Origin of the sequence: Thalassospira sp. (genome assembly GCF_040218635.1) — a bacterium.
Lineage (GTDB): Bacteria > Pseudomonadota > Alphaproteobacteria > Rhodospirillales > Thalassospiraceae > Thalassospira.
Genome location: NZ_JAVJRB010000011.1, coordinates 318,516 through 340,185 on the forward strand (window position 1 = coordinate 318,516; position 21,670 = coordinate 340,185).

The 21,670-nt window shown below is 53.2% G+C and carries 20 protein-coding genes; 10 read left to right on the top strand and 10 right to left on the bottom strand.

The features are described from left to right. Nucleotides 1-79: 79 nt before the first annotated feature. The gene (aroB, locus tag RIC05_RS12675) at nucleotides 80-1,195 is read right to left on the bottom strand and encodes a 3-dehydroquinate synthase (RefSeq protein WP_350048421.1); all 1,116 of its coding nucleotides are present in this window, start codon (nucleotides 1,193-1,195) and stop codon (nucleotides 80-82) included. A 4-nt stretch (nucleotides 1,196-1,199) separates the two neighbouring features. Beyond that, complete coding sequence (locus tag RIC05_RS12680) at nucleotides 1,200-1,811, bottom strand: shikimate kinase (protein WP_350048419.1); 612 nt, start codon at nucleotides 1,809-1,811, stop codon at nucleotides 1,200-1,202. Between the two features lie 431 nt (nucleotides 1,812-2,242). Here RIC05_RS12680 and RIC05_RS12685 point away from each other — a divergent pair, with 431 nt between their 5' ends. The 5 genes from RIC05_RS12685 to RIC05_RS12705 all read left to right on the top strand — a co-directional run bounded on the left by RIC05_RS12685 (nucleotide 2,243) and on the right by RIC05_RS12705 (nucleotide 7,884). After that, on the top strand, nucleotides 2,243-2,380 hold the full coding sequence (locus RIC05_RS12685; RefSeq protein WP_350041417.1) for a hypothetical protein: 138 nt from the start codon (nucleotides 2,243-2,245) through the stop codon (nucleotides 2,378-2,380). 1 nt (nucleotide 2,381) lies between these two features. Continuing rightward, the gene (locus tag RIC05_RS12690) at nucleotides 2,382-4,376 is read left to right on the top strand and encodes an antifreeze glycopeptide (protein ID WP_350048417.1); all 1,995 of its coding nucleotides are present in this window, start codon (nucleotides 2,382-2,384) and stop codon (nucleotides 4,374-4,376) included. A gap of 12 nt (nucleotides 4,377-4,388) precedes the next feature. Then, nucleotides 4,389-5,339, top strand: coding sequence for a site-specific tyrosine recombinase XerD (gene xerD / locus RIC05_RS12695; protein ID WP_350048415.1), 951 nt, complete (start codon nucleotides 4,389-4,391; stop codon nucleotides 5,337-5,339). Nucleotides 5,340-5,552: 213 nt separating this feature from the next. Continuing rightward, the gene (locus RIC05_RS12700) at nucleotides 5,553-7,391 is read left to right on the top strand and encodes a GGDEF domain-containing protein (protein ID WP_350048413.1); all 1,839 of its coding nucleotides are present in this window, start codon (nucleotides 5,553-5,555) and stop codon (nucleotides 7,389-7,391) included. A 145-nt stretch (nucleotides 7,392-7,536) separates the two neighbouring features. Next, on the top strand, nucleotides 7,537-7,884 hold the full coding sequence (locus RIC05_RS12705; protein WP_350048411.1) for a hypothetical protein: 348 nt from the start codon (nucleotides 7,537-7,539) through the stop codon (nucleotides 7,882-7,884). 35 nt (nucleotides 7,885-7,919) lie between these two features. Here the strand turns inward: RIC05_RS12705 and RIC05_RS12710 are convergent, their stop codons facing one another. The 5 genes from RIC05_RS12710 to RIC05_RS12730 are packed head-to-tail and all read right to left on the bottom strand — an operon-like array spanning nucleotide 7,920 to nucleotide 11,484. Further along, nucleotides 7,920-8,564 carry a GDSL-type esterase/lipase family protein gene (locus tag RIC05_RS12710; RefSeq protein ID WP_350041412.1) on the bottom strand — a complete coding sequence of 215 codons (645 nt, stop codon included), beginning with the start codon at nucleotides 8,562-8,564 and terminating at the stop codon, nucleotides 7,920-7,922. Continuing rightward, entirely contained in the window at nucleotides 8,561-9,895 is a 1,335-nt protein-coding gene (locus tag RIC05_RS12715) for a CCA tRNA nucleotidyltransferase (RefSeq protein ID WP_350048409.1), read from the bottom strand. The genes RIC05_RS12710 and RIC05_RS12715 overlap by 4 nt, the downstream gene beginning before the upstream one ends. Before the next feature lie 54 nt (nucleotides 9,896-9,949). After that, the gene (locus tag RIC05_RS12720) at nucleotides 9,950-10,237 is read right to left on the bottom strand and encodes a hypothetical protein (protein WP_114097137.1); all 288 of its coding nucleotides are present in this window, start codon (nucleotides 10,235-10,237) and stop codon (nucleotides 9,950-9,952) included. A gap of 24 nt (nucleotides 10,238-10,261) precedes the next feature. Then, the gene (locus RIC05_RS12725; protein WP_350041410.1) at nucleotides 10,262-10,906 is read right to left on the bottom strand and encodes a CoA pyrophosphatase; all 645 of its coding nucleotides are present in this window, start codon (nucleotides 10,904-10,906) and stop codon (nucleotides 10,262-10,264) included. Next, complete coding sequence (locus RIC05_RS12730; RefSeq protein WP_350048407.1) at nucleotides 10,903-11,484, bottom strand: DUF1285 domain-containing protein; 582 nt, start codon at nucleotides 11,482-11,484, stop codon at nucleotides 10,903-10,905. The genes RIC05_RS12725 and RIC05_RS12730 overlap by 4 nt, the downstream gene beginning before the upstream one ends. 114 nt (nucleotides 11,485-11,598) lie before the next feature. Here RIC05_RS12730 and RIC05_RS12735 point away from each other — a divergent pair, with 114 nt between their 5' ends. From RIC05_RS12735 to RIC05_RS12750, 4 genes are read left to right on the top strand one after another with little or no spacing between them, the layout of a single operon-like run. Continuing rightward, complete coding sequence (locus RIC05_RS12735; RefSeq protein ID WP_350048405.1) at nucleotides 11,599-12,636, top strand: AAA family ATPase; 1,038 nt, start codon at nucleotides 11,599-11,601, stop codon at nucleotides 12,634-12,636. Between the two features lie 9 nt (nucleotides 12,637-12,645). Further along, nucleotides 12,646-13,593, top strand: coding sequence for a DUF58 domain-containing protein (locus tag RIC05_RS12740; RefSeq protein ID WP_350048403.1), 948 nt, complete (start codon nucleotides 12,646-12,648; stop codon nucleotides 13,591-13,593). Next, nucleotides 13,590-16,304 (top strand): DUF4159 domain-containing protein, encoded by a 2,715-nt coding sequence (locus tag RIC05_RS12745; protein WP_350048401.1) that lies wholly within the window; start codon nucleotides 13,590-13,592, stop codon nucleotides 16,302-16,304. Before RIC05_RS12740 ends, RIC05_RS12745 begins: the two co-directional genes overlap by 4 nt. Beyond that, nucleotides 16,301-18,376 (top strand): hypothetical protein, encoded by a 2,076-nt coding sequence (locus RIC05_RS12750; RefSeq protein WP_350048399.1) that lies wholly within the window; start codon nucleotides 16,301-16,303, stop codon nucleotides 18,374-18,376. The genes RIC05_RS12745 and RIC05_RS12750 overlap by 4 nt, the downstream gene beginning before the upstream one ends. Nucleotides 18,377-18,398: 22 nt before the next feature. On the opposite strand, the gene RIC05_RS12755 is transcribed toward RIC05_RS12750, so the two are convergent. Continuing rightward, a complete protein-coding gene (locus RIC05_RS12755) occupies nucleotides 18,399-19,364 on the bottom strand; it encodes a LysR family transcriptional regulator (protein ID WP_350041404.1) in 966 nt (321 codons plus the stop codon). Between the two features lie 168 nt (nucleotides 19,365-19,532). Between RIC05_RS12755 and RIC05_RS12760 the strand changes: the two genes are divergently transcribed. Further along, nucleotides 19,533-20,495, top strand: a complete 963-nt coding sequence (locus RIC05_RS12760; protein ID WP_350048397.1) for a glutathione S-transferase family protein — start codon at nucleotides 19,533-19,535, stop codon at nucleotides 20,493-20,495. A gap of 107 nt (nucleotides 20,496-20,602) precedes the next feature. On the opposite strand, the gene RIC05_RS12765 is transcribed toward RIC05_RS12760, so the two are convergent. Both RIC05_RS12765 and RIC05_RS12770 read right to left on the bottom strand, forming a co-directional pair. Next, nucleotides 20,603-21,106 (bottom strand): F0F1 ATP synthase subunit B family protein, encoded by a 504-nt coding sequence (locus RIC05_RS12765; RefSeq protein ID WP_350041402.1) that lies wholly within the window; start codon nucleotides 21,104-21,106, stop codon nucleotides 20,603-20,605. A gap of 4 nt (nucleotides 21,107-21,110) precedes the next feature. Continuing rightward, entirely contained in the window at nucleotides 21,111-21,596 is a 486-nt protein-coding gene (locus RIC05_RS12770; RefSeq protein WP_350041401.1) for a F0F1 ATP synthase subunit B family protein, read from the bottom strand. Nucleotides 21,597-21,670 lie beyond the last annotated feature (74 nt).

The window sequence follows — 21,670 nt, forward strand, 5'->3', positions numbered from 1 at the left end:
GTTAAACAAGTTAACAACATCACTAAACAGATTAGCCGATCAGACAAGCCATATCTGGTCTCGACACAAAGACGATCAATCAGCCACGGCACGACCGGGTAATTGCCGCCCGCATCTTTTCAACATCCATGGCCTTGGATGTGAATGCCTTGCCAATACCGCGTGTCATGACAAAGGTGATTTCACCGTCGCGGACCTTTTTATCGCGTGACATATGACCAATCACTTTGTCGATATCCCAATGCATCCCGGCAACTTCCGATGCGCTGACCGGAAGACCAACCGATTTCAAATGATCCGTAATGCGATCTTTCTCCCCGGCAGGCGCCATGCCCATCGCGCCACAAACGTCATGGGCGATTACCATGCCCATCGCCACAGCTTCACCATGCAAAAGCTTTTCGCCGTAACCGGTTTCTGCTTCAAACGCATGACCGAAGGTGTGACCAAGGTTAAGCAAGGCACGCTTGCCGCCTTCGCGTTCATCTTCGGATACGATGCGGGCCTTTGCCGCACAGCTTTTGATCACGGCCTGACGGCGTTCCGCGCCATCTGTATCAAGAACCGCCTGACCGTTTTCTTCCAGCCAGGCAAAGAATTCCAGATCATCAATCAGGCCGTATTTAACAACTTCGGCATAGCCCGAACGCAATTCACGGGCCGGAAGCGTATCAAGAACAGCCGTATCGGCCAGAACCAGACGCGGCTGATGAAACGCCCCGACAAGGTTCTTGCCCGATTTGGAATTGATACCGGTTTTCCCACCGACAGAACTATCGACCTGCGAAAGAAGTGTGGTCGGGATTTGCACGAAATCAAGACCGCGCAAAAGAGATGCCGCGACATAGCCCGCCAGATCACCAACAACCCCGCCGCCCAATGCAATGATCAACGTGGAACGTTCAATGCCCATTGCCAAAATCTGTTCGACGACATCTTCGAAGACGGCAAAGCATTTGGATTTCTCGCCCGAAGGTACGACAACTTCCCGATGCGCGATATCTGCACCATCAAGGGATTCCAGAACCGTTGGAAGATGATGCTTGGCCACGACCGCATCACTGATCACGATAACCCCGGCCTTCCTGACAAAGGGTGCAATATATTTGGCGGTATCGGCCAAAAGATTGCTGCCAACAAGGATGTCATAGCTGCGTGCGCCAAGTTCGACGCGAAGGGTATCGTGATTGCTCACTTCGTCAGGTTCCTATCTTGATCAATTGACCGTCATCATCAAAAGAATTCGCCATCAGTTCTAAAACTGCATCGCGGGTTTCTTCTTTTGACGATTCATCACAGTCGAAAATAATGTCCGCCCCGGCATAGATCGGGTGACGCGTTTCGATAAGCCCTGCCAGAATTTGGCGCGGATCGCCGCTATTAAGCAACGGACGATGGGTTCGGCCACTCGTACGGTGCAACAGCAGATCAATATCCGCACGCAGCCAAACAGATATGGATTTATCGAGAATCAATTGGCGGGTGCGTTCGCGAATAAACGCACCTCCGCCTGTGGCCAACACGATCTGTTCGCCATCCAGTAAACGGGCAATTACACGTTCCTCGCCATCACGAAATGCCTCTTCGCCATACAGCTTGAAGATATCGGCAACCGAGCAGCCAGCGGCTTCTTCGATTTCGCGGTCGGCATCGACAAATTCCAGGTTCAGTTCCTTGGCGACCATTCGGCCGATGCAGCTTTTTCCTGCACCCATCAGTCCAATAAAAACCAAAGTCCGGCCTTTAAGGCCTTCCCGAATTTTGGCGATTACGTCTTCGTGCAAACCCGACTCGGCAATGTTGCTGTCCATGTTCGGTTTGCAGTCCTGTAGTTCATCCGGTTGATATACAAATTACCCAATTCTTTAGGCCAGCTCGGCGTCGAACGCAAGCAAACCACGTATAATTTGCAACAAAAAACCTGCGCAAATTTGCCGATGCAGGTCACAAGGCACGTGCCCAAAGGCGCATTTGGCGAACCTTGTTGCGTTGATGCTTATTAACCCTCTGTCAGGATCAAGCAGCCTATACTGCCTTGAAGTTGCCGAAATGAAATGTCACCCAGCCTGCTTGATCATCCTTTGGCGTGGTATTGTAGGACGGAACATACAAACATGCCGGAAATGTCGTTGATCATTTGATTGAATAATCAACGCGATGTTTCCGTTTCTTGCATCTTTGATTATCGTCAGCATACTGGTCGCTGTGCCATTCGCTTAAACGCTTCGAAGTCTGGATTAAAATGAAGATCTTATCGCGCCTCATCTTGTTGCTGGTCATCGCCGTGATTGCCGGTGGTGCTACGTTCCTTGTCACGTGGGATATCCCGGCACCGACCACTCAAATCGAAGAAACCATTCCGAATTCGAGGTTCAATTAAGATGAATTTGCGTTCCCGCCTGCTGATACAGACCTGTTTACTGGCAATGATGACGGGAACGGGAATTGTATCCGCGCCTGCATATGCGCAGACCTCGGCACCTGTACCACTGTTTTTAAAACAGGAAGCAGAACGGGACGCAGAACTTCGATCTGATGAAACACCGTCCAGCCAAAACAGCCCATCCAATGCGGTTTCTTCTGGTAGCTTTGGTGCCGGCACAACATCGACCCCCGAAACCAACAGTTTTCCGTCCGATCCAAACGCGGTTCAATCTCTGACCCTTGGTGCCGTTGACGTCGAAGCCGTTGGCACGATTGACCGGTCCCGTGGCGGGCTGGGTATCGATATGTGGAATGGAACGACACGGAAATCTGCGGCACAGCTGATTTCCGATCTTCCCGCAACACCGGCCACCCATACGGCACGCGATCTGCAAATTCGTCTTTTGCTGTCTGCCGCAGCCTTGCCGCAGGACTCAAAAGAAATCAGCCTGCTTGAAGCCCGTGTTGCCAAACTGATCAATATGGGTGCACTGGATGAGGCCATTGAGCTGGTCCGTGCAGCCCCACAAGGATCACGCGGCTCGATGCTGGCCCAGGCCGAGGTCAATGCACTTTTGATCGGCGCCAAGATCGACGAGGCCTGCAGTGCGATTGAAAGTTACGGGGCAAGCTACGACGAGATGTTCTGGCTAAAAGCTGCCGTCATGTGCGCGTTTTATGTCAATGACCCTGCATCAGCGGCCTTTTCGGTTGATCTTGTCCGTGAAATGGACGGCGAAAGTGATGCCACCTTCTTTGGGCTGGTGGGCGCCATTCGCAGCGGCAGTGCCGTTTCACCAGACTTGTTACAAGAACTCCGCCCGATTGATATCGCGCTTTTGGCCATCGCCAAGCAATCCATCCCCAACAGCCAGCTTGATTCTGGCAATGCCGCAGCAATCATTGGCATGATCAATGCCGATGCCACCGCAACCGACATTCGTCTTGAAGCTGCCCGCAAAGCCGAAAAACTTGGCCTGATCAGTGCCGATCAGTTGGCCGGGATTTATGGTGCAGTGAATTTCGATGCAAGTGCTTTGGATAGTGCGCTTGATGATGCCCCCGAAGGCATTCAGGCCCGCCAATATGCCAAACTTTACCAAGCAGCCATCCAAAGCGATGTGCCCGCCGCCCGCGCAGAAATTCTGGCCGCACTGTTTGAGAATGCCGAAATCGAAGGTGACTTCCTTCAGGCCGCACGCCTTACCGCCCCGGTTCTGACTGAAATCCCGATAAATGGTGATTTTTCATGGTTTGCGGTTGTCGCACTTAAGGCATCCATCGCATCCAACGCGCTTGAACGTGCTGAAAACTGGCTTCAGGTCGCCAAGAATGCGGCAAATCCAAGCAATGATATCGCATGGCGGATCAGCCTGCTGTATCCGGTCCTCGCCATTTCCGGGCTTGAGGAAACCGGTGCTGTCAAACCTGTGGAAAATACGATGGCACAGATGGATGTTCAGAGCACGCCACAGCCAAGCTTTGGTCTGGGCGGTGCGGTTACCGTAAACGCGCCAGAACCACAACAAGTCGAAACCCAAGATCCACAGGCGCTTGCCCGCCACCGTGCCCGCATGGCCGAATGGCAGGAAATGCAGGCAGCCCGTGGCGATCAGGCCGCTGCAAAACGCTATGGTGAACTGATTTTCAATCTGTATGAAGGGTTCGGCATCGAAGTCCCCGCAGGACTTTGGGATGGGCTTTTAACCGCACCCTATGCAGAAGACCGCCTGACAATCAGCAGTGCAGTATCCCATCACCTGAATGCTTCCGCTGCGGCACGCCAAAAGGCAAAAACAGTTGCCATGGCCATTCAGGCACAGCAAATCTCGGCCGAGGAAAATGCCGACCCGAAAGCACTGGCTGACACAGTCGCCGCCCTTGAACTGGTTGGGCTGCCAAGCGATGCGCGCCACCTTGCGACAGAATTGCTTTTGTCCTTTGACCAGTGATGGAATCAGGCAATGGCCAAGGCACTGACCAGTTCCCTTATTGCCGCCTTTCTTGAAATGATGGCGGCTGAACGTGGGACAAGTCCGCATACGCTTGATGCCTATCGCCGCGATCTTGAAGATTATGCATCGTCGCTAACTGCCGGTAAGTCTGATCCGGTTACAGCGGTCGATACCGACTTGCGGCGTTATATGGCGGAATTGGGGGCTGCTGGGTTGGCACCGCGCACACAGGCAAGGCGTCTGTCGGCTTTGCGCCAGTTTCACAAGTTTCTCTATGCTGATGGGTATCGCAATGATGATCCGTCTTCGAACATCGACAGTCCGCAACAAGGCCAGACCTTACCGAAATTCTTGTCGATTGATGAGATTGATCGTCTGATTACGGCCGCTATCGATCATCCGGGGATCAAGGGCAAGCGCCTCGTTGCGATGGTCGAATTGATGTATGCCACCGGCATGCGCGTTTCCGAACTGGTTGAATTGCCCTATGCTGCGGCTGCGCGCGATCCACAGATGCTGATCGTGCGCGGCAAAGGCAACAAAGAACGACTTGTACCCTTGTCTGATCCGGCACGGGATGCGCTTCGGGATTATCTTGATGTCCGCGATGCATTCATATCATCAGACAAATCAAACGGGCATGCTGATCGGGCCGGTCAATCCTCATACTTATTCCCGTCACGCGGTAAAACCGGCCATTTGACCCGGCAGATGTTTTTGAAAATGATCAAGGATCTGGCAATAGATGCCGGGGTTCCACCGTCAAAAGTATCGCCGCACGTGTTGCGCCATTCCTTTGCCAGCCACCTGTTGGCCAATGGTGCGGATTTGCGCAGTTTGCAAAAGATGCTGGGCCATGCCGATATTTCCACGACACAGATTTACACCCATGTTCTCGAGTCACGGCTACGTGGACTGGTACAGGAACATCACCCGCTTGCACATCTCGGTGCGAAGTAGAAACGGGTATCGATTTGTGAAATTCATCTAACCCCTTTGTATAGGAACAAGACAGTATTCTGACACAAAAACGGACGTTTTCTGCGGATGTCACTTATTCGTAACTTTACTGTCATCAAGTTGTTGTCAATTCTGCGATACCAGAAATACCGGAACAGTCCTTAAATCCTTATTCCGGGAACTCAGACCATTTTTGAAGATCGGGGAACTGCATTGGCGTTTGGTGCAGACGATGAATTGATGTCCGACCGGCCAATGACCAAACCAGTCATGTTGCGCAATTGGCAACAGGTCGTCGAAAAGGTCGATTTTGCCTTTCAACCGATTGTAAGCCCGCATACAGGCCATGTTTTTGGCTACGAAGCCTTGTTGCGCTGCTCGGATGCTGCGGGCTTTCCATCCATTCAATCATTGTTTGATACCGCTTGGGATACCGGCAACCTGCATAGCGTCGATATGATGCTGCGCGCCAAGGCGATTGAAAAATTCGCCCGGATGCCCGCTGCCAACCGCTTAAAACTGTTTTACAATTTCGACAATCGCGTTGTGAAGACCGAGGATTACCAACCCGGCCAAACAGCGGCCTTATTGGCCGAAGCAGGTTTGGAACGCGACACCATCTTCCTTGAGATTTCCGAACGCCACGACATCAGCAATGCCGGTTATCTTAAAGACATTCTGGTGCGATATCGCAGTCAGGGCTTCAAGATCGCCATTGACGATTACGGCAGTGGCTTTGCCCAACTGCGTGCGCTTTATGAATGTGAACCCGACATCATCAAGATTGACCGGTTCTTTATTGATGGCATTGACCGCGACCGGCGCAAAGAATTGTTCGTCACCCAAATCACCGCCTTTGCCCATATGATCGCGGCACAGGTCGTCGCCGAAGGTGTCGAAACCCGTGAAGAATTTTTATGCTGTCGGCGTTTGGGCTGCGACTTGGTACAGGGTTTCTTCATTGCCCGCCCTTCGGTTGATCTTCCTGAACGCACCGACATTGTCCCGGTTGCCGCCGATATTGCCGCAGACACCCGCCGACAAACAGATCGTGATGACGACGTTGTGCGGTCTTATCTTCTAGACACCCCGGCCATCCCGAGTGACATCAACCCGGTGGATATCCTGACCTATTTTCAGCAGAACCCCGATATCTCACTGGTCCCGGTTGTCAATCAACATGGGGAACCGATGGGGGTGGTCAGGGATGCCGAATTCAAGGCCTTTATCTATACCCCGTTTGGCCGTGAATTGCTGCAAAACCCGGCCAACCGCGCCAATATCAAACGGTTTTTGCGCCGGTGCCCGGTGGCAGATATCCGCACCAGCCTTTCCGAACTGCTTGAAACCTTTGTTGCGACCGATGCACTTGATGGCGTGATCCTGACGGAAAATGGTCACTATCTTGGCGTACTTGATCAAAGTGCATTGCTGCGTGCCGTAAACGAACGCAACACGCTTAATGCCCGGGATGAAAACCCGTTAACCCGGCTTCCGGGCAATAGTGCGATTTACCGATATGCCGCACGTGCGCTTGCCGATCCGCGCCGACGTCGCTTTGCCGTCTATTTTGACTTTGATAATTTCAAACCGTTCAATGACCGATACGGTTTCCGCCAAGGGGATCGCGCGATCCTTTTATTCAAAGACATCCTTGGCAAAGTGCTCAGCCAGAATGACTGGTTTGTCGGTCATATTGGCGGCGATGACTTCTTTGCCTATGTCCAGTCTATTGATTTTGAAGATGCGGTCGAAGCCGTCCAACGCGCACAGGCCATGTTCGACGAGCAAATCAAAAGTTTCTATGACCCGGAAACCCGTGATCGCGGATATCTGATCGGCAAAGGGCGCGATAACAACATGGCGCGATTTGATCTTATGAGTGTTAGTGCTGCCCTGATCCGCATCCCGTCCGAACGCACAGACATCACACTTGATCATGTGTCGGTCGAAGCTGCCAAGCTTAAGGCCATCGCCAAGAATAGCGCAAACAGGTTCGCAAGCGGGCTTTATGATGCACCATGCGCACCCGCCCCAATGACCGGGAAATAGGGTCTGACCCAAGGCCTGAACAAAAAGATCAGGTGAACTGCAACGGGTTGAAATTAGTGCTTCAATTTCGCGTCAGCTTGATTAAAATCCGAAAAATGCTAGGTGAGTCGCGCCTTGCTTTATCAGATTGAGTTACTGACACAAGATGGTTAGCGTTAATTCTTCAAACGAGCTGCTGCAAACGATCCCGGTGCGCCCTGCGCGTCCGGTGGCATCGCGCAATGCACAGCAAGAAGATCAACAAAACCAGATTGTCGAACAGGCGACCCGTCAGCAAAATGTCATTCAAGACGAAGATATCAATCGTGCTCTTCTTGCCTATGAACAACGAAACCAGCAGCAAAAATCGGACAGTTCCACTCTTGAGCGCGACGCGCTTGAAAATAATGCCGAATATGATGCGGCGACTGGCTATGATCCTTCGGGCTATGCCAGCGGTGCCAGCGCAAGTTCATACGCAGAACGCGGCACCTATATCGACTTCTACGCCTGATCAGAATACCAGTTCAGCTTGAACCCTACGCTTTGTTAAAGCCCGAGTGCATTCTGCCAGCCATCCCATTGCCAAATCAGCTCTGCCATACGGTCATAACCAACTTTGTCCGGGTGATATCCATCCCCACGGCGCAATGCCCGTTGCCATGCTTCATCATGAAGGGTCGTGTTCAGCACATCGAGATAAGGCACATCAAATCCACGGGCCGTCTCAAGATAAATCTGGTTTAACCCTTCAAGACGTTCGTTGATTTCCTGACTGGATTTGCTGCCATTAATTACGGCCTGCGGACCAATCCATAGGGTCGGTGCGAGCTTGGCGGCCTCGCCAATAATCTCTGCTGCATTTCCTGCCGATGTCGCCGGGGATACCCGCATGGTGGTTTCTTCACCGCGGTCTTCGGCATGGTTGGCATCATTGACGCCAAAACTGAACATCAGGACAGTCGGAAAATCAGGCACCATGCGCAACTCGGCCTCAAATTTCCACCGGGCTTTAAGTCCTTCGGTGGTTTCTGCGCGAATGCCAAGGTTATAGATCGTTGTTTCGCGTTTGGCATCGTCAAGAAGCCTGCGCCCCAACCGCATTGGCCAGCCGCCTTTATCCGCATCGCGAACACCGTTGACCAAGCTATCCCCAAAACAGCAAATGCGATGTCCGATTTTGCCTTCGCTCATTCCGTCTCCTGTTCGCCTGCCAAGGATTGGCTGGCAAGATATGCAATCAAATCTTTTTTGTCTGGCGCGAACCCGTGATCAAGCCAGTATTCTTCGGCCTGCTTTAACATCACACCGATTTTCGGTCCAGCCGGTGCTAAACCAGCACTCAGAATATCGCGCCCCTGTATTGGCAATGTGACGGGCTGCCAATCTGCCGCAATCGCCAACAGGCTTTTCCATTGTTCATTTTCGGTACGCGAACAGCGTGGTGGCACAGACGCCCGTATACTCCATGCCAACAAAACGGCGTCACGAAATGCATCCGCCCCTATGCGGTACAAATCACGATGGATCGTCTCAATCGGTAATTCGGGATCAATCAGCGGCGCATTGGAAATCATCGCGACAAAGCGATCTGTTTCGTCGTTCGAAAGACGCAGTCCACGGGCAAGTTGTTCCGCCGAGGCAGGCTTTCCATCCTGATTTTCAGCATCATCGTTCAACTCGCCAACCGCAAACAAAGCCGCAAGACGGCGCAAAGGATCCGGTCGGATGGCGGGATCAGCCAAGGCCGTGCTATCAAGCCATTGCATGATGCGCAGACAATCGGTCTGGACAAGCTGCGGCAGGATTGCAGGCAAAACGCCAAACCCGATCATGTTGCCAATCGTACTGGCGGGGCTTTGGGATCTGAGTAATTTGAACATTTCATCGCGGATGCGTTCAGCCGAAATATCCACAAGGCTTTTTGCCGCCTTGCGGCAGGCCTCTGCCCCGATCGGGTCGATTGGCGGGCGCCCGAACCATGCCTGAAAGCGGAAAAACCGTAAAATCCGCAGGTAATCTTCGGCAATCCGGTTTTCCGCCACCCCGATGAAGCGCACCCGGCCTTCGCGAAGGTCGGTCTCCCCATCGAACGGGTCATAGACCGCCCCATCCAGATCACAGTAAATGGCGTTAAAGGTGAAATCGCGCCGTTTGGCATCTTCAAGCCAACTGTCGGTAAAGGCGACTTCGGCATGGCGGCCATCGCTTAGGACATCAACCCGAAGGGTGGTGATTTCATATGCACCGGCATCCGTGACGGCAGTGATTGTTCCGTGCTTAATCCCGGTCGGAATAACGCGAATACCGACCTTTTCAAGAGCTTTCGCCGTTTCCTCAGGGGCAAGATCACAAGCGATATCGACATCAAACAAGTCGCGTTTAAGCAATGCATCGCGCACCATCCCACCGACAAAACGTGCCTGCCCGCCATGTTGCGCAATAGCGTCAAACACGCGGGCCGTATCATCGGCAACCATAATCCCGTATGGCCGCAATCTTCCGGTTACTTCCAGTGCTGTCATCTGAGGCCTTGGCACCCGCTCAATGATGTTTCGTAATCACGCTTGCGGGCTTTGTTACTTTTTCGGTTCGAAATAGCCCGGTTCAACCACGCCATCGCGCAATACAGGCGCATGATAAATGGAATCAGGCGGCGCACCAGTCCCCAATGCGGTAAAAATCAGGATCGCAGCGGTTAAAGCAACACCGGCGCCAAACAGCAATAACCACGGCCCCTTGTTCCAGGGCGGGATGACGTCATGACCTTCGCGGATGGCCTTGACCCGTGCCCATTTCAGCCACAACCCGTAAAGCACAAAGGGCAGTATCAAAGGAAGGCCGATCTGGATAATTTGTCGCAACATAAGGCAATATCCCAAACACTTGGTTTAAGGTTGAAGGGTTGGTGCGTTGACACGAATGACTTCGCTGAAATTCACAAGCATCCCGGCGGTCGCACCCCAGATGTAATATTCCCGATAGGGAATTGCGAAATAACGTCTGCGTGTGCCTTCAAATGTCACCGATTGCAGTTTTTGATTATTCGGATCAAGGATGAAGGTCAAAGGCACCTCAAACACCTCGGCCACTTCATGATCATCTGGTACCAGATCAAAGGGCGGTGTGATCAATCCAATGATCGGCGTCACTTGATAGCCGGTTACGGTGTAGTAATCGTCAATTCGACCGATCAGATTGATATGACGGCGCGACAGCCCGATTTCTTCTTCGGTTTCACGCAGTGCGGTTTCTTCAAGCGTTGCGTCTTCTTCTTCCTGACGGCCACCGGGAAAACTGATCTGCCCGGCATGATCACTCAGATGGTCGGTTCTGCGCGTTAGAATCACATGCAGCCCATCGTCGCGCTTGACCAGCGGCACCAAAACCGCAGCAGGGCGCGAGACAAGTTCACCTTCGGCAAAGGCCCGTGCACGCGATTTCGAACCGGGATAATCCACTGCATGGTCGCCCCGGCGCTGCAAGATACCACCCTGTGGTGCTTTTAACGCCGCAATGATGTCATCGGGCTTCATTCAGGGTTCTCCATCCGGCCAATCTCAAAGAATTGTCCATGACTATACACACCGATACGTAACATACTGCTTTCAGGGTCACTTATTTCATCCGCCAATTCAACAAGCTGGTAAAAAACCGCCCTGTTCAATCGCGCTTCGAGCCCGCGTTCAAGCCCGACATAAGGGGACGGCTCATCTGTTTCAGGATCCTGTTCGACACGCAGCGAATGGTCTTTGTCCAGGTCAACCCATTGGTCGATATTGGTTCGAAACCGGATGATCTGGTCCTTGCCATGCCCTTCATTTATCAACTCGACCGCAATGAAAGCGACGTCTTCGACTTCAATTCTGGCCATCTCGGCGGGGGTGACAAGCCAGTGGCCTCCTTCTTCGTCACGCTGCAGTACGGAAGAAAAAAGTTTCACCAACTCAATTCGGCCGATCGGACCACCTTGATAGAACCATGTTCCATCCCGACCTATAGACATAGGAATGTCGCCGCAGATTTGCGGATGCCGCCCATTCCCGGGCATTTTACCCCGTAGGCGGGTCCATAAATTTTCGGCAAGATCGATGGTTTTTTGGTTATCAGTCATGCTGTACAGTTGATCCCGAACCAGACGTTTTCTCGTATTGCTTTATCTGAGACCATCTGCGTTCTACAATCGACCAGCATCCGCGCCCCAACAAAGGAAGCAAAGTCTAGCATCATGACAAACGCGCCACGTTTCCCCGAAGAAATGGGTTTTTCCCAAGACAGCAGTCTGGAACGCGACGCAGCTCGTTTAGACGAATGCGTCAACCGGCTGGCCGAAGCCCGCAAAATGGTTTCATCCATTATATTTGGGCAGAATGATGCCGTAGAGCAAACACTTATCGGAATTTTATCCGGCGGTCATGTCTTGATGGTCGGTGCACCCGGTCTTGGTAAATCATTACTGGCCCACACATTGGGCAAAGTCCTTGGTCTTTTGGACAAACGCGTACAGTTCACCCCGGACCTGATGCCTGCTGATATTCTGGGTTCTGAAGTTCTCGAAGACGGTGCGGATGGCAAACGGGCATTCCGGTTCATCAAGGGCCCGGTATTCTGTCAGTTGCTTCTGGCCGATGAGATCAACCGCGCAAGCCCGCGTACACAGTCCGCATTGTTGCAGGCCATGCAGGAACGTGAAGTATCTGTTGCGGGTTACAGCCACAAGCTTCCTGAACCGTTCCATGTGCTTGCCACCCAAAACCCGTTGGAACAGGAAGGCACCTATCCCCTTCCCGAGGCACAGCTTGATCGTTTCTTGCTTGAAGTCCGCCTTGGGTATCCCAATGCCGACGAAGAACGCAGGATCGTAACCGAAACAACGGGCCGTTACCCCAACCGCCCGCGTCAGGTTCTTCAGGCAGATGATCTGGTCGAAGCACAAGATTTCGTGCGCCGTCTGCCGATGCCGGATCGTGTGCTTGATACCATCATCGCGCTGTGTCGCGAATGCCGCCCGGAAAGCACATCCATGACCGATATCCGCGAAAATGTTGCGTGGGGCCCCGGCACACGTGCGGCACAGGCATTGTCATTGGCATGCCGGGCACGGGCAATGTTGTTTGGTCGCTTTGCTCCGTCGATTGAAGACATCGAAGAACTGGCTGTTCCGGTCCTGCGTCACCGCTTTGGCCTGACTTATGGTGCACGGGCAGAAGGTTATACCGCCAAAGGCCTGATTACAGATGCGCTTGCCCACCTTCAGGAGAGCTAGGAGTTGGCAGTGACCGCCGTTCATGATCATGTCGCTGCCGCCCGCGCCCTTGCGGCACGACTGCCCCAATTGATCGACGAATCCCGCAGAACGGCAATCAGTTTGCGGAGCGGTCTTCATGGCAACCGCAAGGTTGGCCCGGGCAGCGATTTCTGGCAGTTCCGCCCCTATGTCCCCGGTGATCCCACCAATCAGATTGACTGGCGGCGCTCAGGCCGTTCGGACCATACTTTCATTCGTCAGACCGAATGGCAGGCCAGTCACAATTACTGGATATGGCCGGTTTTATCGCCGTCGATGTATTGGTCATCCGCCGACACTATTTCATCAAAGGCCGAACGGACCCTGATCATTGCCATCGCCCTTGCCGATCTTTTGATCCGTAATGGTGAAACGGTCGGCACGTTTGATGGCGAGCGCACCCGGATTACATCGGCAGAACATCTTGAAAAACTTGCCCATGCGATGTTGGCCAGTCCACAAAGCATCGCCCAGCAAGGCATGGGAATTCATCCCGGTCGCAAACATTCGGTTTTGATTTTGGGGGATTTTCTTGAATTTGCCGATCACGGCGAAAAAACCGCAAATGCCATCCGTCAGCTTGGCCAATATCAAAACGATGGTTCACTGGTTCAAATTCTTGACCCGGCCGAGATTTCCCCGCCATTTCGCGGACGCGTCAACCTGTATGATACCCAAGATCAAATGGTCTTCAAAAGTGAACGGTTTGAAGACATTGCCGACGGGTTCAAGCAACGTGCACAAAAATGGCGTGCCGTTGTTCGAGATGCCGCGCGTCAAAACGATTGGCTGTATGATCGACATGTCACATCTGACAGTGCCAGCCCGACCTTGTTGGCGCTTTATCAACATCTCAGCGAACGCCAGAATCAAAGTGGTTCAAACGGGCGCGGACGCCCGACCCTGCATAGCCAGAACCAGCAGGAGATGTCATGAGCCTGTCAGCCATTACATTTCTGTATCCCGCCATGCTGGCAGGTCTGATGATCTTGCCGGTGGTATGGTTATTGATCCGGTCTGCGCCACGTTCGCCGAAGAATGTCATTTTTCCCGCCGCCCGCCTTTTGCGCGGCCTTAAAAGCCAACGCCGTGATATTCAGCGCGCCCCGATCTGGCAAACCATACTGCGCTGTATCATCCTGACCCTGTTGATTATCGCCGCCGCCCGGCCGGTCATGAACCGCAATGATTTTGCCCAGAACAATGGCGCGGTTCTGATCATTGCCGACAATGGTTGGCAAAGTGCGGCCAACTGGGCGCAATACAAAACCGCCCTGCAACAGATTGCCAATCAGGCCCGGTTCGATCTTCAAACGGTCTATATTGCCCAAACAGCGCCCGAAGCATCCGGTGCATCCACATGGAAACTGCCAGACATCGTGGGGCCGATTTCGTCCCATGATGCCGACAGCCTGATTGATCGGTTACAACCGCGCCCGTGGAATTCGGATTATACCGCCCTGTCCGATCTGATTTCCGAAAACCCGCAAATGAACAACACGATTGGCAGTATTTTGTGGCTGACGGACAATATGGACAGTCCGGGCAAAGCAACGATTGCCTCAGACCTTCAGGACATTGCACCGATCACGATCATTTCGCCAACACGGTCTGACCGGATTGCCATTCGTTCTTTGATGCGTTCGCGCACAGGGCTGGTGGCAACCATCGCGCATAATCGCAGCGAAACCCCACGCGAAATCAATCTTTTGGCCCGCGGTGACCGGGGAAGCGTTCTTTTGCGTCACAGTGGCGAACTTGCTGCCAATACCGATCAGACAGAAGTCGCAATCTTTTTGCCCAGTGATATCGCCAATGCCATTCAGGCCGTCGGAATTGAGGGCATTGAAGATGCCGCCACCGTGTTTCAGACCGGCGCACGTTGGCAACAGCGCAGCGTTGGGGTGATTGTAAGTTCCGGGGATAGTCCGGGTGTTCTGTCTGATCAGTATTTCTTCCTTGATCGCGCACTTTCCCCTTATGCCGAAATATCTTACGAACCATTGGGCAGGCTTCTGGAGAAGAAAGTCGATATTCTGGTTGCCGCCGGTCCGGTTTCCGGCCTTGGCAGCCAGTATGAGGCGCTTGAACGTTGGGTAAATGAAGGCGGCATGCTGGTCCGCTTTGCCGGGGATAGCTCGACCGAAATTGGCAATGAATTCCTGCCGGTGACCTTGCGGCTGGGGAACCGTGATTTTGGTGGCTCGATGTCATGGGAAAAACCTAAACGCTTGCTTGATTTTCCTGACAGCAGCCCGTTTTACGGGATCGAAGTCCCGCAAGACATCACGGTAACTCGTCAATTGCTGGCCGAACCGGACCCAGATATCCTGAGTAAAACCTGGGCCCGCCTGACCGATGGCACCCCCCTGATCACAAGTGCCCCCCGCAATTCCGGGCGGGTGGTTCTGTTCCATGTCACGCCATGGGCCGATTGGTCAAACCTTCCGATGTCTGGCCTGTTTGTCGAGCTGTGGCAAAAAATCCTGCCGCTTGCCAGCCCCAGCAACCGCAACGATGCGGAACTGAGCTCAAGCCTGCCGCCCCAAACGGTTTTGGACGGGTTTGGTCAAACCCATCAACCTGATGCCTTGATCCTTCCGGTTCGTGCCCCGCTTCCAACGCCTAATCCCCGTCATCCTCCGGGAATATATGGTGAAAACGGTCAGGCTGTTTCGCTTAATCTTGGACCGTCTCTGGACAATATTGCCAACGATATGGTTTGGCCATCCGGTATCAGTACGCGCAAAATTACCGATCAAAGTCAGATTGATTTGGCGGCACTCTGTCTGCTGGGTGCACTTGCCTTATTGCTATGTGATGCGCTGATCCTTTTGGCCATTCATCACGTCACCCTGCGACGCAACCGGCACAGCAATGCATTTACCTCCATCCTGATTGCCTTTGGTATCACCGGTTTGGCAGGCATGATGTTACTTGGGTCCAATACGGTTTCACATGCCGCATCCATTCAGGAAGCCGCCCTGGCACCACGTCTGGCCTATTTGAAAACCGGTGTTGCGCCAGTAGACCGGCTTAGTCAGGCAGGCATGACCGGCCTGACCGAATTTCTGCGCCGTCGCAGTGCTGCGGATTTAAATACAGTTGATGGGATAAATCCCGAAACGGACGAGCTTAGTTTTTATCCATTGATCTACTGGCCACTGGTTGATGGGCAGGAGCCGTTTTCCGAACGTGCGCGCGAACGGCTCAATCGCTATTTGAATAATGGCGGCATGATTTTGATCGATAGCCGCGACCGCGAAGTCCAGCCGGCCCGTTTGCGCCGCCTGCTTGCCGGTCTTGAAGTTCCGCTTTTAGACCGTGCGCCGGGCGACCATATCCTGTTTCGCAGCTTCTATTTGCTTGATCACGCCTATGGACGGTTTTCCGCACCCTTATGGCTTGATGCCCGCCCCGATCAGCGTCTTGACGGTGTGGCATCGGTCCTGTTTGGCGGTAATGACTGGGCATCGGCATGGATACTTCCCGAAGGACGGGATGAGCTGCTGGCCGAAGACATCGCCCCGCGCCAACGCGAAATGGCTGTACGGTTTGGCATCAATCTTGTGATGTATGCCTTAACCGGAAGTTATAAGGGCGATCAGGTTCACCTTCCCGCCATTCTTGAAAGGTTGGGTCGATGAATCAGGGCTGGCAAAATCTTCAGATATCGCCCCTTCTGGATATCACCATTCTGCAAGGGTTGGCATTTGTCTGCCTGGCGGCGATCGTTCTGTTTACCATTTTCCGTCTGCGCGGCACGGTCTGGCGCGCGGTAGTGATGGTGCTTGTCCTTCTTGCGCTTTTGGCGCCGCAATTCACCGACCGCGAAAGCGAAAAGCTTAGCGATATCGTTCTGGTACTGGTGGATCGATCTGCCAGCCAACGCATCGCCGGGCGCATGGATCAGACGGATGCCGCGATTACAGAGATCAAGGATCGCTTTGCAAACGATCCATCGATCGAAGTGCGGATTGAAGAAGTTTCCGGTGAATCCGACACACGCATGTTTGCTGTCCTTGACCGTCTGTTGGGCGGTATTCCCCGCGAACGGCTTGGCGGGGTAATGATGATCACGGACGGGCAAGTCCATGACATTCCCGGTCGCCTTGATCTTGGCGCACCGTTGCATGTTCTGATCAGCGGGGCGGAAGATGATCGCGACCGTCGCCTTGTGGTCCGCCAAAGTGCCGATTACGGCATTGTCGGCAAGGATGCCGAATTCATGATTGAGGCCGTTGATCAGGATCTTGCACCGGGAACGCCTGTGCCGGTGCGGATGTTGCTTGAAGACGGCACGGAAAAGGAAATCTTCCTCCCCGCGAACGAACAACAACGGGTCAGCATTCCTGTTCCACATGCCGGATCGGTTTTGGCAGAATTACGGATGCAAGATGCCCCGGAAGAAACTGATCGCACCAACAACCGGCTTATTCTGGAGACAACCGGGGTACGTGATCGCCTGCGGGTATTGTTGTTATCAGGCGAACCCCATCCGGGTGAACGGGCATGGCGTAATTTGCTGCGCGCCGATCCCGGTGTTGACCTGGTGCATTTCACCATTTTAAGACCACCGGAAAAAGGCGATGACACACCGATCAATGAATTGGCCCTTATCCCGTTTCCGATCCGGGATTTGTTTGAAGTGCGCCTGCGTCAATTCGACCTGATCATTTTTGATCGCTATCAAATGCGCGGGGTCTTGCCGCCGCATTATCTGGAAAAGGTTGTCGATTACGTCCGCTGGGGTGGGGCTGCACTTGTTGTCGCCGGTCCGGAATATATCGGACCGGAGGGACTATCTAGCACAGCCCTTGATGATCTGATGCCGGCAAAGACGACCGGGCGTATTGTGGAACAACCCTTTGTGCCGCGGGTAAATCCTGCCGGGCGTTTACATCCGGTCACGGCAGTCATTGCAGGATCTCCAAGCACACCACCAAAATGGGGGCGCTGGTATCGTCAAATCGAAACCAGGGTTTCCGATCCGGATGCCATGACCCTGTTGACCGGGGTGGATGATATGCCGATTTTGACATTACAACGCGTTGAAGAAGGACGGGTTGCAATGTTGAGTTCCGATCAGATGTGGCTGTGGCAACGCGGTCATGATGGCGGCGGGCCGGTTGCCGAACTGTTGCGGCGTCTGTCACACTGGCTGATGAAGGAACCCGCCCTTGATGAAAACACGGTCAACACCGCACGGAGCCCTGATGGACAAAGCTTGATCCTGAACTGGCGAAAAATCGGCGCCCCGCCGAAATCTGCAAGCGCGATCAATCCGGAAACCGGCGCACAAATCAACGCGCCCTTTGAACAATTACCCGATCAGTCGTGGCAGGCGGTGGTGCCAATCGCCGAACAGGGTCTGATCCGGGTCAGTGTCCGTGATCAAGATGATCGCCAACAAACGGCCCTTCATGTGGATCGCGATGTGCTGACCGCTGAAACACAGAACACCAATTCAACCCCGGAACTACTTGCCGGATTGGTGTCGGAAAATGGCGGCTATATCGGCCGCATAGAAAATGGATTGCCTGATTTCCGTCATGTGCCCGATAGCCGGGTTTGGCACGGCAGCAACTGGGCCGGTTTCATCCAGACCGACAGCTACAAAACCATCATTGGCGGCATCACGAATTTGCTGCCGCTGCCGTTCATCGCCCTTTTGATCGGGGCGATCTGTTTGCTGGGCTGGCGGGTCGAAAGCAAATAGCTGATGTTGTGATTGGCGTGAACTATGGTGCCGGGCGCTGACGACCGCGACCTTCTTTGTATTCCTTACACGCTTCCGCATGGAAGGAACACAAACCACCCCGGAACTTTTCAACCAGAAAATCGATGAATACCCGCACCTTGCTGGGCAAATGGCGGCGTTCGGGATAGACCGCGTAAATCCCGCCATTATTAAGGGGGTCGTAATCTTTGAGGATACGTACCAGACGCCCTTCGCTTAGGGCCTCGGCCACGATGAATTCCGGTTCGCGGGCAATGCCAAGCCCACGGATTGCCGCGATAGAGGTGAATTCACCGTTATTACACGACATCACCGGATTAACCCGCACCGTTACCGGGCCTTCTGGTCCTTCAAAATCCCAGATATTGGGACTTGAGATATTGGTGTAGGCCAGCGTCTTGTGCTGGGCAAGTTCCTGTGGCGTTTTCGGCTCCCCATATTCAGCAAGATAGGACGGTGCGGCAACCACATGCCCGGTAAAATCGGCAAGCTTGCGCGCAATCAGGCTGGAATCCTTAAGCCGGGTAATACGGATTGCCATATCAATACCGTCAGCCACCAGATCAACCATATGATCTGCCAGATGAATATCGACATGGAGGCCCGGATACATCTCCATGAATTCAGTGACCAATTGTGGCAAATACATTTGCCCAAAGGTAAGCGGTGCTGAAATGCGAAGCGTACCGCGTGGTGTACCGCGCAAATCGGTCAGGGCATGTTCGGCGGTTTCAATTTCTTCAACCACACGCGCACAATGCTGATAGAAAGTTGACCCCGCATCGGTCAGGCTAAGACGTCGGGTGGTGCGGTTCAAAAGCCGAATGCCAAGATTGTCTTCAAGCTTGGTAACATGTTTGCTGACAGCGGATTTCGACATGCCAAGTTTACGGGCGGCCCCGGAAAAACTGTGCTCTTCTACAACGCGGGCGAAAACGGTCATGCCGTCCAGATTGCCGATCAACATCATGCTACTCCTGATCGCGTCGCAACTTTACTGTTGCGCCAATGGAAACAAATAAATGTCATAAGACCGAATTGTCTTCAATGCGGAAATGACGACAATGGACAGAACATTGAAATTTCGCGGTTTACGTAATCAACGCGATACAGAACGACAAGGCGGAGGACCAAGATGGGACAATTGGTAAACGGCGCATGGCAAACCGAAGCCCTGCTTGCCAAAAATAGCAACGGCAAATTCAAGCGTCAGGATTCTGCATTTCGCGATTGGTTGTCGTCTGATCCCGCTGCCAAGTTCCCGGCAGAAGCCGGGCGGTATCATCTTTATGTGTCCTATGCCTGCCCATGGGCGCACCGCACATTGATCTTTCGCGCCCTTAAGGGGCTTGAAGACATGATCACGGTGTCAGTCGTGCACTGGCATATGGAAGATCACGGTTGGAAATTTTCCAAGGAAGATGGCCTGTTTGATCATCTTCATGGTCACGATTTCATGCATCAGGTCTATTCGGCCGCGAAACCCGATTATTCCGGGCGGGTGACTGTGCCGGTCCTTTGGGACAAAAAGACCAATCAGATCGTAAGTAACGAATCCGCTGAAATCATTCGGATGCTCAATAACGCATTTGACGGACTTGGTGCCAAGGCTGGCGATTACTATCCCGAACATCTGCGTGCCGAGATCGATGCGATTAACAGCCGCGTTTATAACGACATAAATAACGGTGTTTACAAATCAGGCTTCGCCACCAGCCAATCTGCCTATGAAGAGGCCGTTACAGCCCTTTTTGACACGCTGGACTGGCTTGAGGACCGACTGGACAAGCAACCCTACCTTGTGGGCGACACGCTTACAGAAGCGGACTGGCGGCTGTTCCCGACATTGCTTCGGTTTGACCCGGTCTATCATGGGCATTTCAAATGCAATCGCCAGATGATCCATGAATATCCGAACCTTTGGAATTACACCAAGGCGCTTTATCAGCATCCGGGTGTCAAACAGACCGTCCATCTTGATCACATCAAAAAACACTATTACCAAAGCCACCCATCCGTGAACCCGTCTGGCGTCGTGCCACTTGGTCCGGTGATTGATTTTGATGCGCCCCATGACCGGGATCGTTTTTCGCGCTGAGGGTTGACCAAGATAAGGTCCCCTAATTCCCAAGCTTCACCGAGCATCAGAAAACAAAAAACCCCGCAGCGATACTGCGGGGTTTTTAATCCGGAAACCGGAAAATCTTAGTTCAGGCGACCTTTGATTTCCGCAATCGCGCCGTTCACCAACTCGTCAGCCTTGGCACCAGCAACCTTTTCGGTCACAAGCGCCATGGTAGCTTTTGCAGCGATTTCGGCAACATGTGCACGAACTTCGGCAATCGCCTGGCTTTCCAGATTGGAGATACGTTCCAGAGCCTGCTGTTCACGGCGTTTAAGTGCCGCTTTGAGCTCAGCCTGGGCGCTTTCAAGCATACGTTCGGCTTCTGCCTTGGCATGCGCGCGGATCTCATCAGCTTCCTTCAAGGCTTCGCGTTGTTTGGCCTGATAGTTGGCCAGAAGCTCCTGAGCTTCTTCGCGAAGACGCTGTGCTTCGTCCAGATCGTCGGAAATCTTCTGAGCACGCTTATCAAGCGCAGCAGAGATACCCTTGACGGCTTTAAAACCGCCAACGCCAACGACCAATAGGAAGGACAGCGTGGTCCAGGTGTATGGATCGGTAAGGAAAGTAACCTCTTGGGTTGCCATATTCTTACTCTCCTACAATCGCCGAAACAGCCTTGTCGGCAGTTTTGGCCTGAACCTTGACACCGATAAGTTTTTCGGTTGCTTCGCGGGCAATTTCTGATGCTGCATCTGCAACACCGGTCATCGCATCCGTTTTGGCATCCGCAATAGCCTTCTCGGCATCAGATGTCTTTTTAGACAATTTCTTGACCATTGCTTCGGTTTTTTTAGCCTGCTCTGCAGCAGCCTTTTCCGAAGCTTCGCGAATATCTGCCTGCGCAGCATTACGAGCTTCTGCCAAAGCAGCCTCGTATTTCGCGATGGCGGCATCGGTTTCGTCTTTCAACGCCCGAGCCTTGCCAAGGTTGTCTTCGATGGTTTTCTGTCGCCGTTCCAAAACCTCACCGACTTTCGGCAACGCCAATTTCGACATCAAGAAGTACAAGACGGCGAAAACAGCGAACAGCCAGAAAATCTGCTCGGAGAACAACGATAAGTCAAACTGCGGCATAGCCTACTCCCGAATTCAGCGACCCCGGCGAGGGCGTACCTCGCCGGGCCGAGTATTCGCTCAAAAGGCGCCGA

Bases quoted from the DNA above. Each gene is read 5' to 3' on its own strand.
- RIC05_RS12680 (WP_350048419.1), bottom strand. From the start codon at position 1,811: ATGGACAGCAACATTGCCGAGTCGGGTTTGCACGAAGACGTAATCGCC.
- RIC05_RS12685 (WP_350041417.1), top strand. From the start codon at position 2,243: ATGAAGATCTTATCGCGCCTCATCTTGTTGCTGGTCATCGCCGTGATT.
- RIC05_RS12690 (WP_350048417.1), top strand. From the start codon at position 2,382: ATGAATTTGCGTTCCCGCCTGCTGATACAGACCTGTTTACTGGCAATG.
- xerD (WP_350048415.1), top strand. From the start codon at position 4,389: ATGGCCAAGGCACTGACCAGTTCCCTTATTGCCGCCTTTCTTGAAATG.
- RIC05_RS12705 (WP_350048411.1), top strand. From the start codon at position 7,537: ATGGTTAGCGTTAATTCTTCAAACGAGCTGCTGCAAACGATCCCGGTG.
- RIC05_RS12710 (WP_350041412.1), bottom strand. From the start codon at position 8,564: ATGAGCGAAGGCAAAATCGGACATCGCATTTGCTGTTTTGGGGATAGC.
- RIC05_RS12715 (WP_350048409.1), bottom strand. From the start codon at position 9,895: ATGACAGCACTGGAAGTAACCGGAAGATTGCGGCCATACGGGATTATG.
- RIC05_RS12720 (WP_114097137.1), bottom strand. From the start codon at position 10,237: ATGTTGCGACAAATTATCCAGATCGGCCTTCCTTTGATACTGCCCTTT.
- RIC05_RS12725 (WP_350041410.1), bottom strand. From the start codon at position 10,906: ATGAAGCCCGATGACATCATTGCGGCGTTAAAAGCACCACAGGGTGGT.
- RIC05_RS12730 (WP_350048407.1), bottom strand. From the start codon at position 11,484: ATGACTGATAACCAAAAAACCATCGATCTTGCCGAAAATTTATGGACC.
- RIC05_RS12735 (WP_350048405.1), top strand. From the start codon at position 11,599: ATGACAAACGCGCCACGTTTCCCCGAAGAAATGGGTTTTTCCCAAGAC.
- RIC05_RS12745 (WP_350048401.1), top strand. From the start codon at position 13,590: ATGAGCCTGTCAGCCATTACATTTCTGTATCCCGCCATGCTGGCAGGT.
- RIC05_RS12750 (WP_350048399.1), top strand. From the start codon at position 16,301: ATGAATCAGGGCTGGCAAAATCTTCAGATATCGCCCCTTCTGGATATC.
- RIC05_RS12755 (WP_350041404.1), bottom strand. From the start codon at position 19,364: ATGTTGATCGGCAATCTGGACGGCATGACCGTTTTCGCCCGCGTTGTA.
- RIC05_RS12760 (WP_350048397.1), top strand. From the start codon at position 19,533: ATGGGACAATTGGTAAACGGCGCATGGCAAACCGAAGCCCTGCTTGCC.
- RIC05_RS12765 (WP_350041402.1), bottom strand. From the start codon at position 21,106: ATGGCAACCCAAGAGGTTACTTTCCTTACCGATCCATACACCTGGACC.
- RIC05_RS12770 (WP_350041401.1), bottom strand. From the start codon at position 21,596: ATGCCGCAGTTTGACTTATCGTTGTTCTCCGAGCAGATTTTCTGGCTG.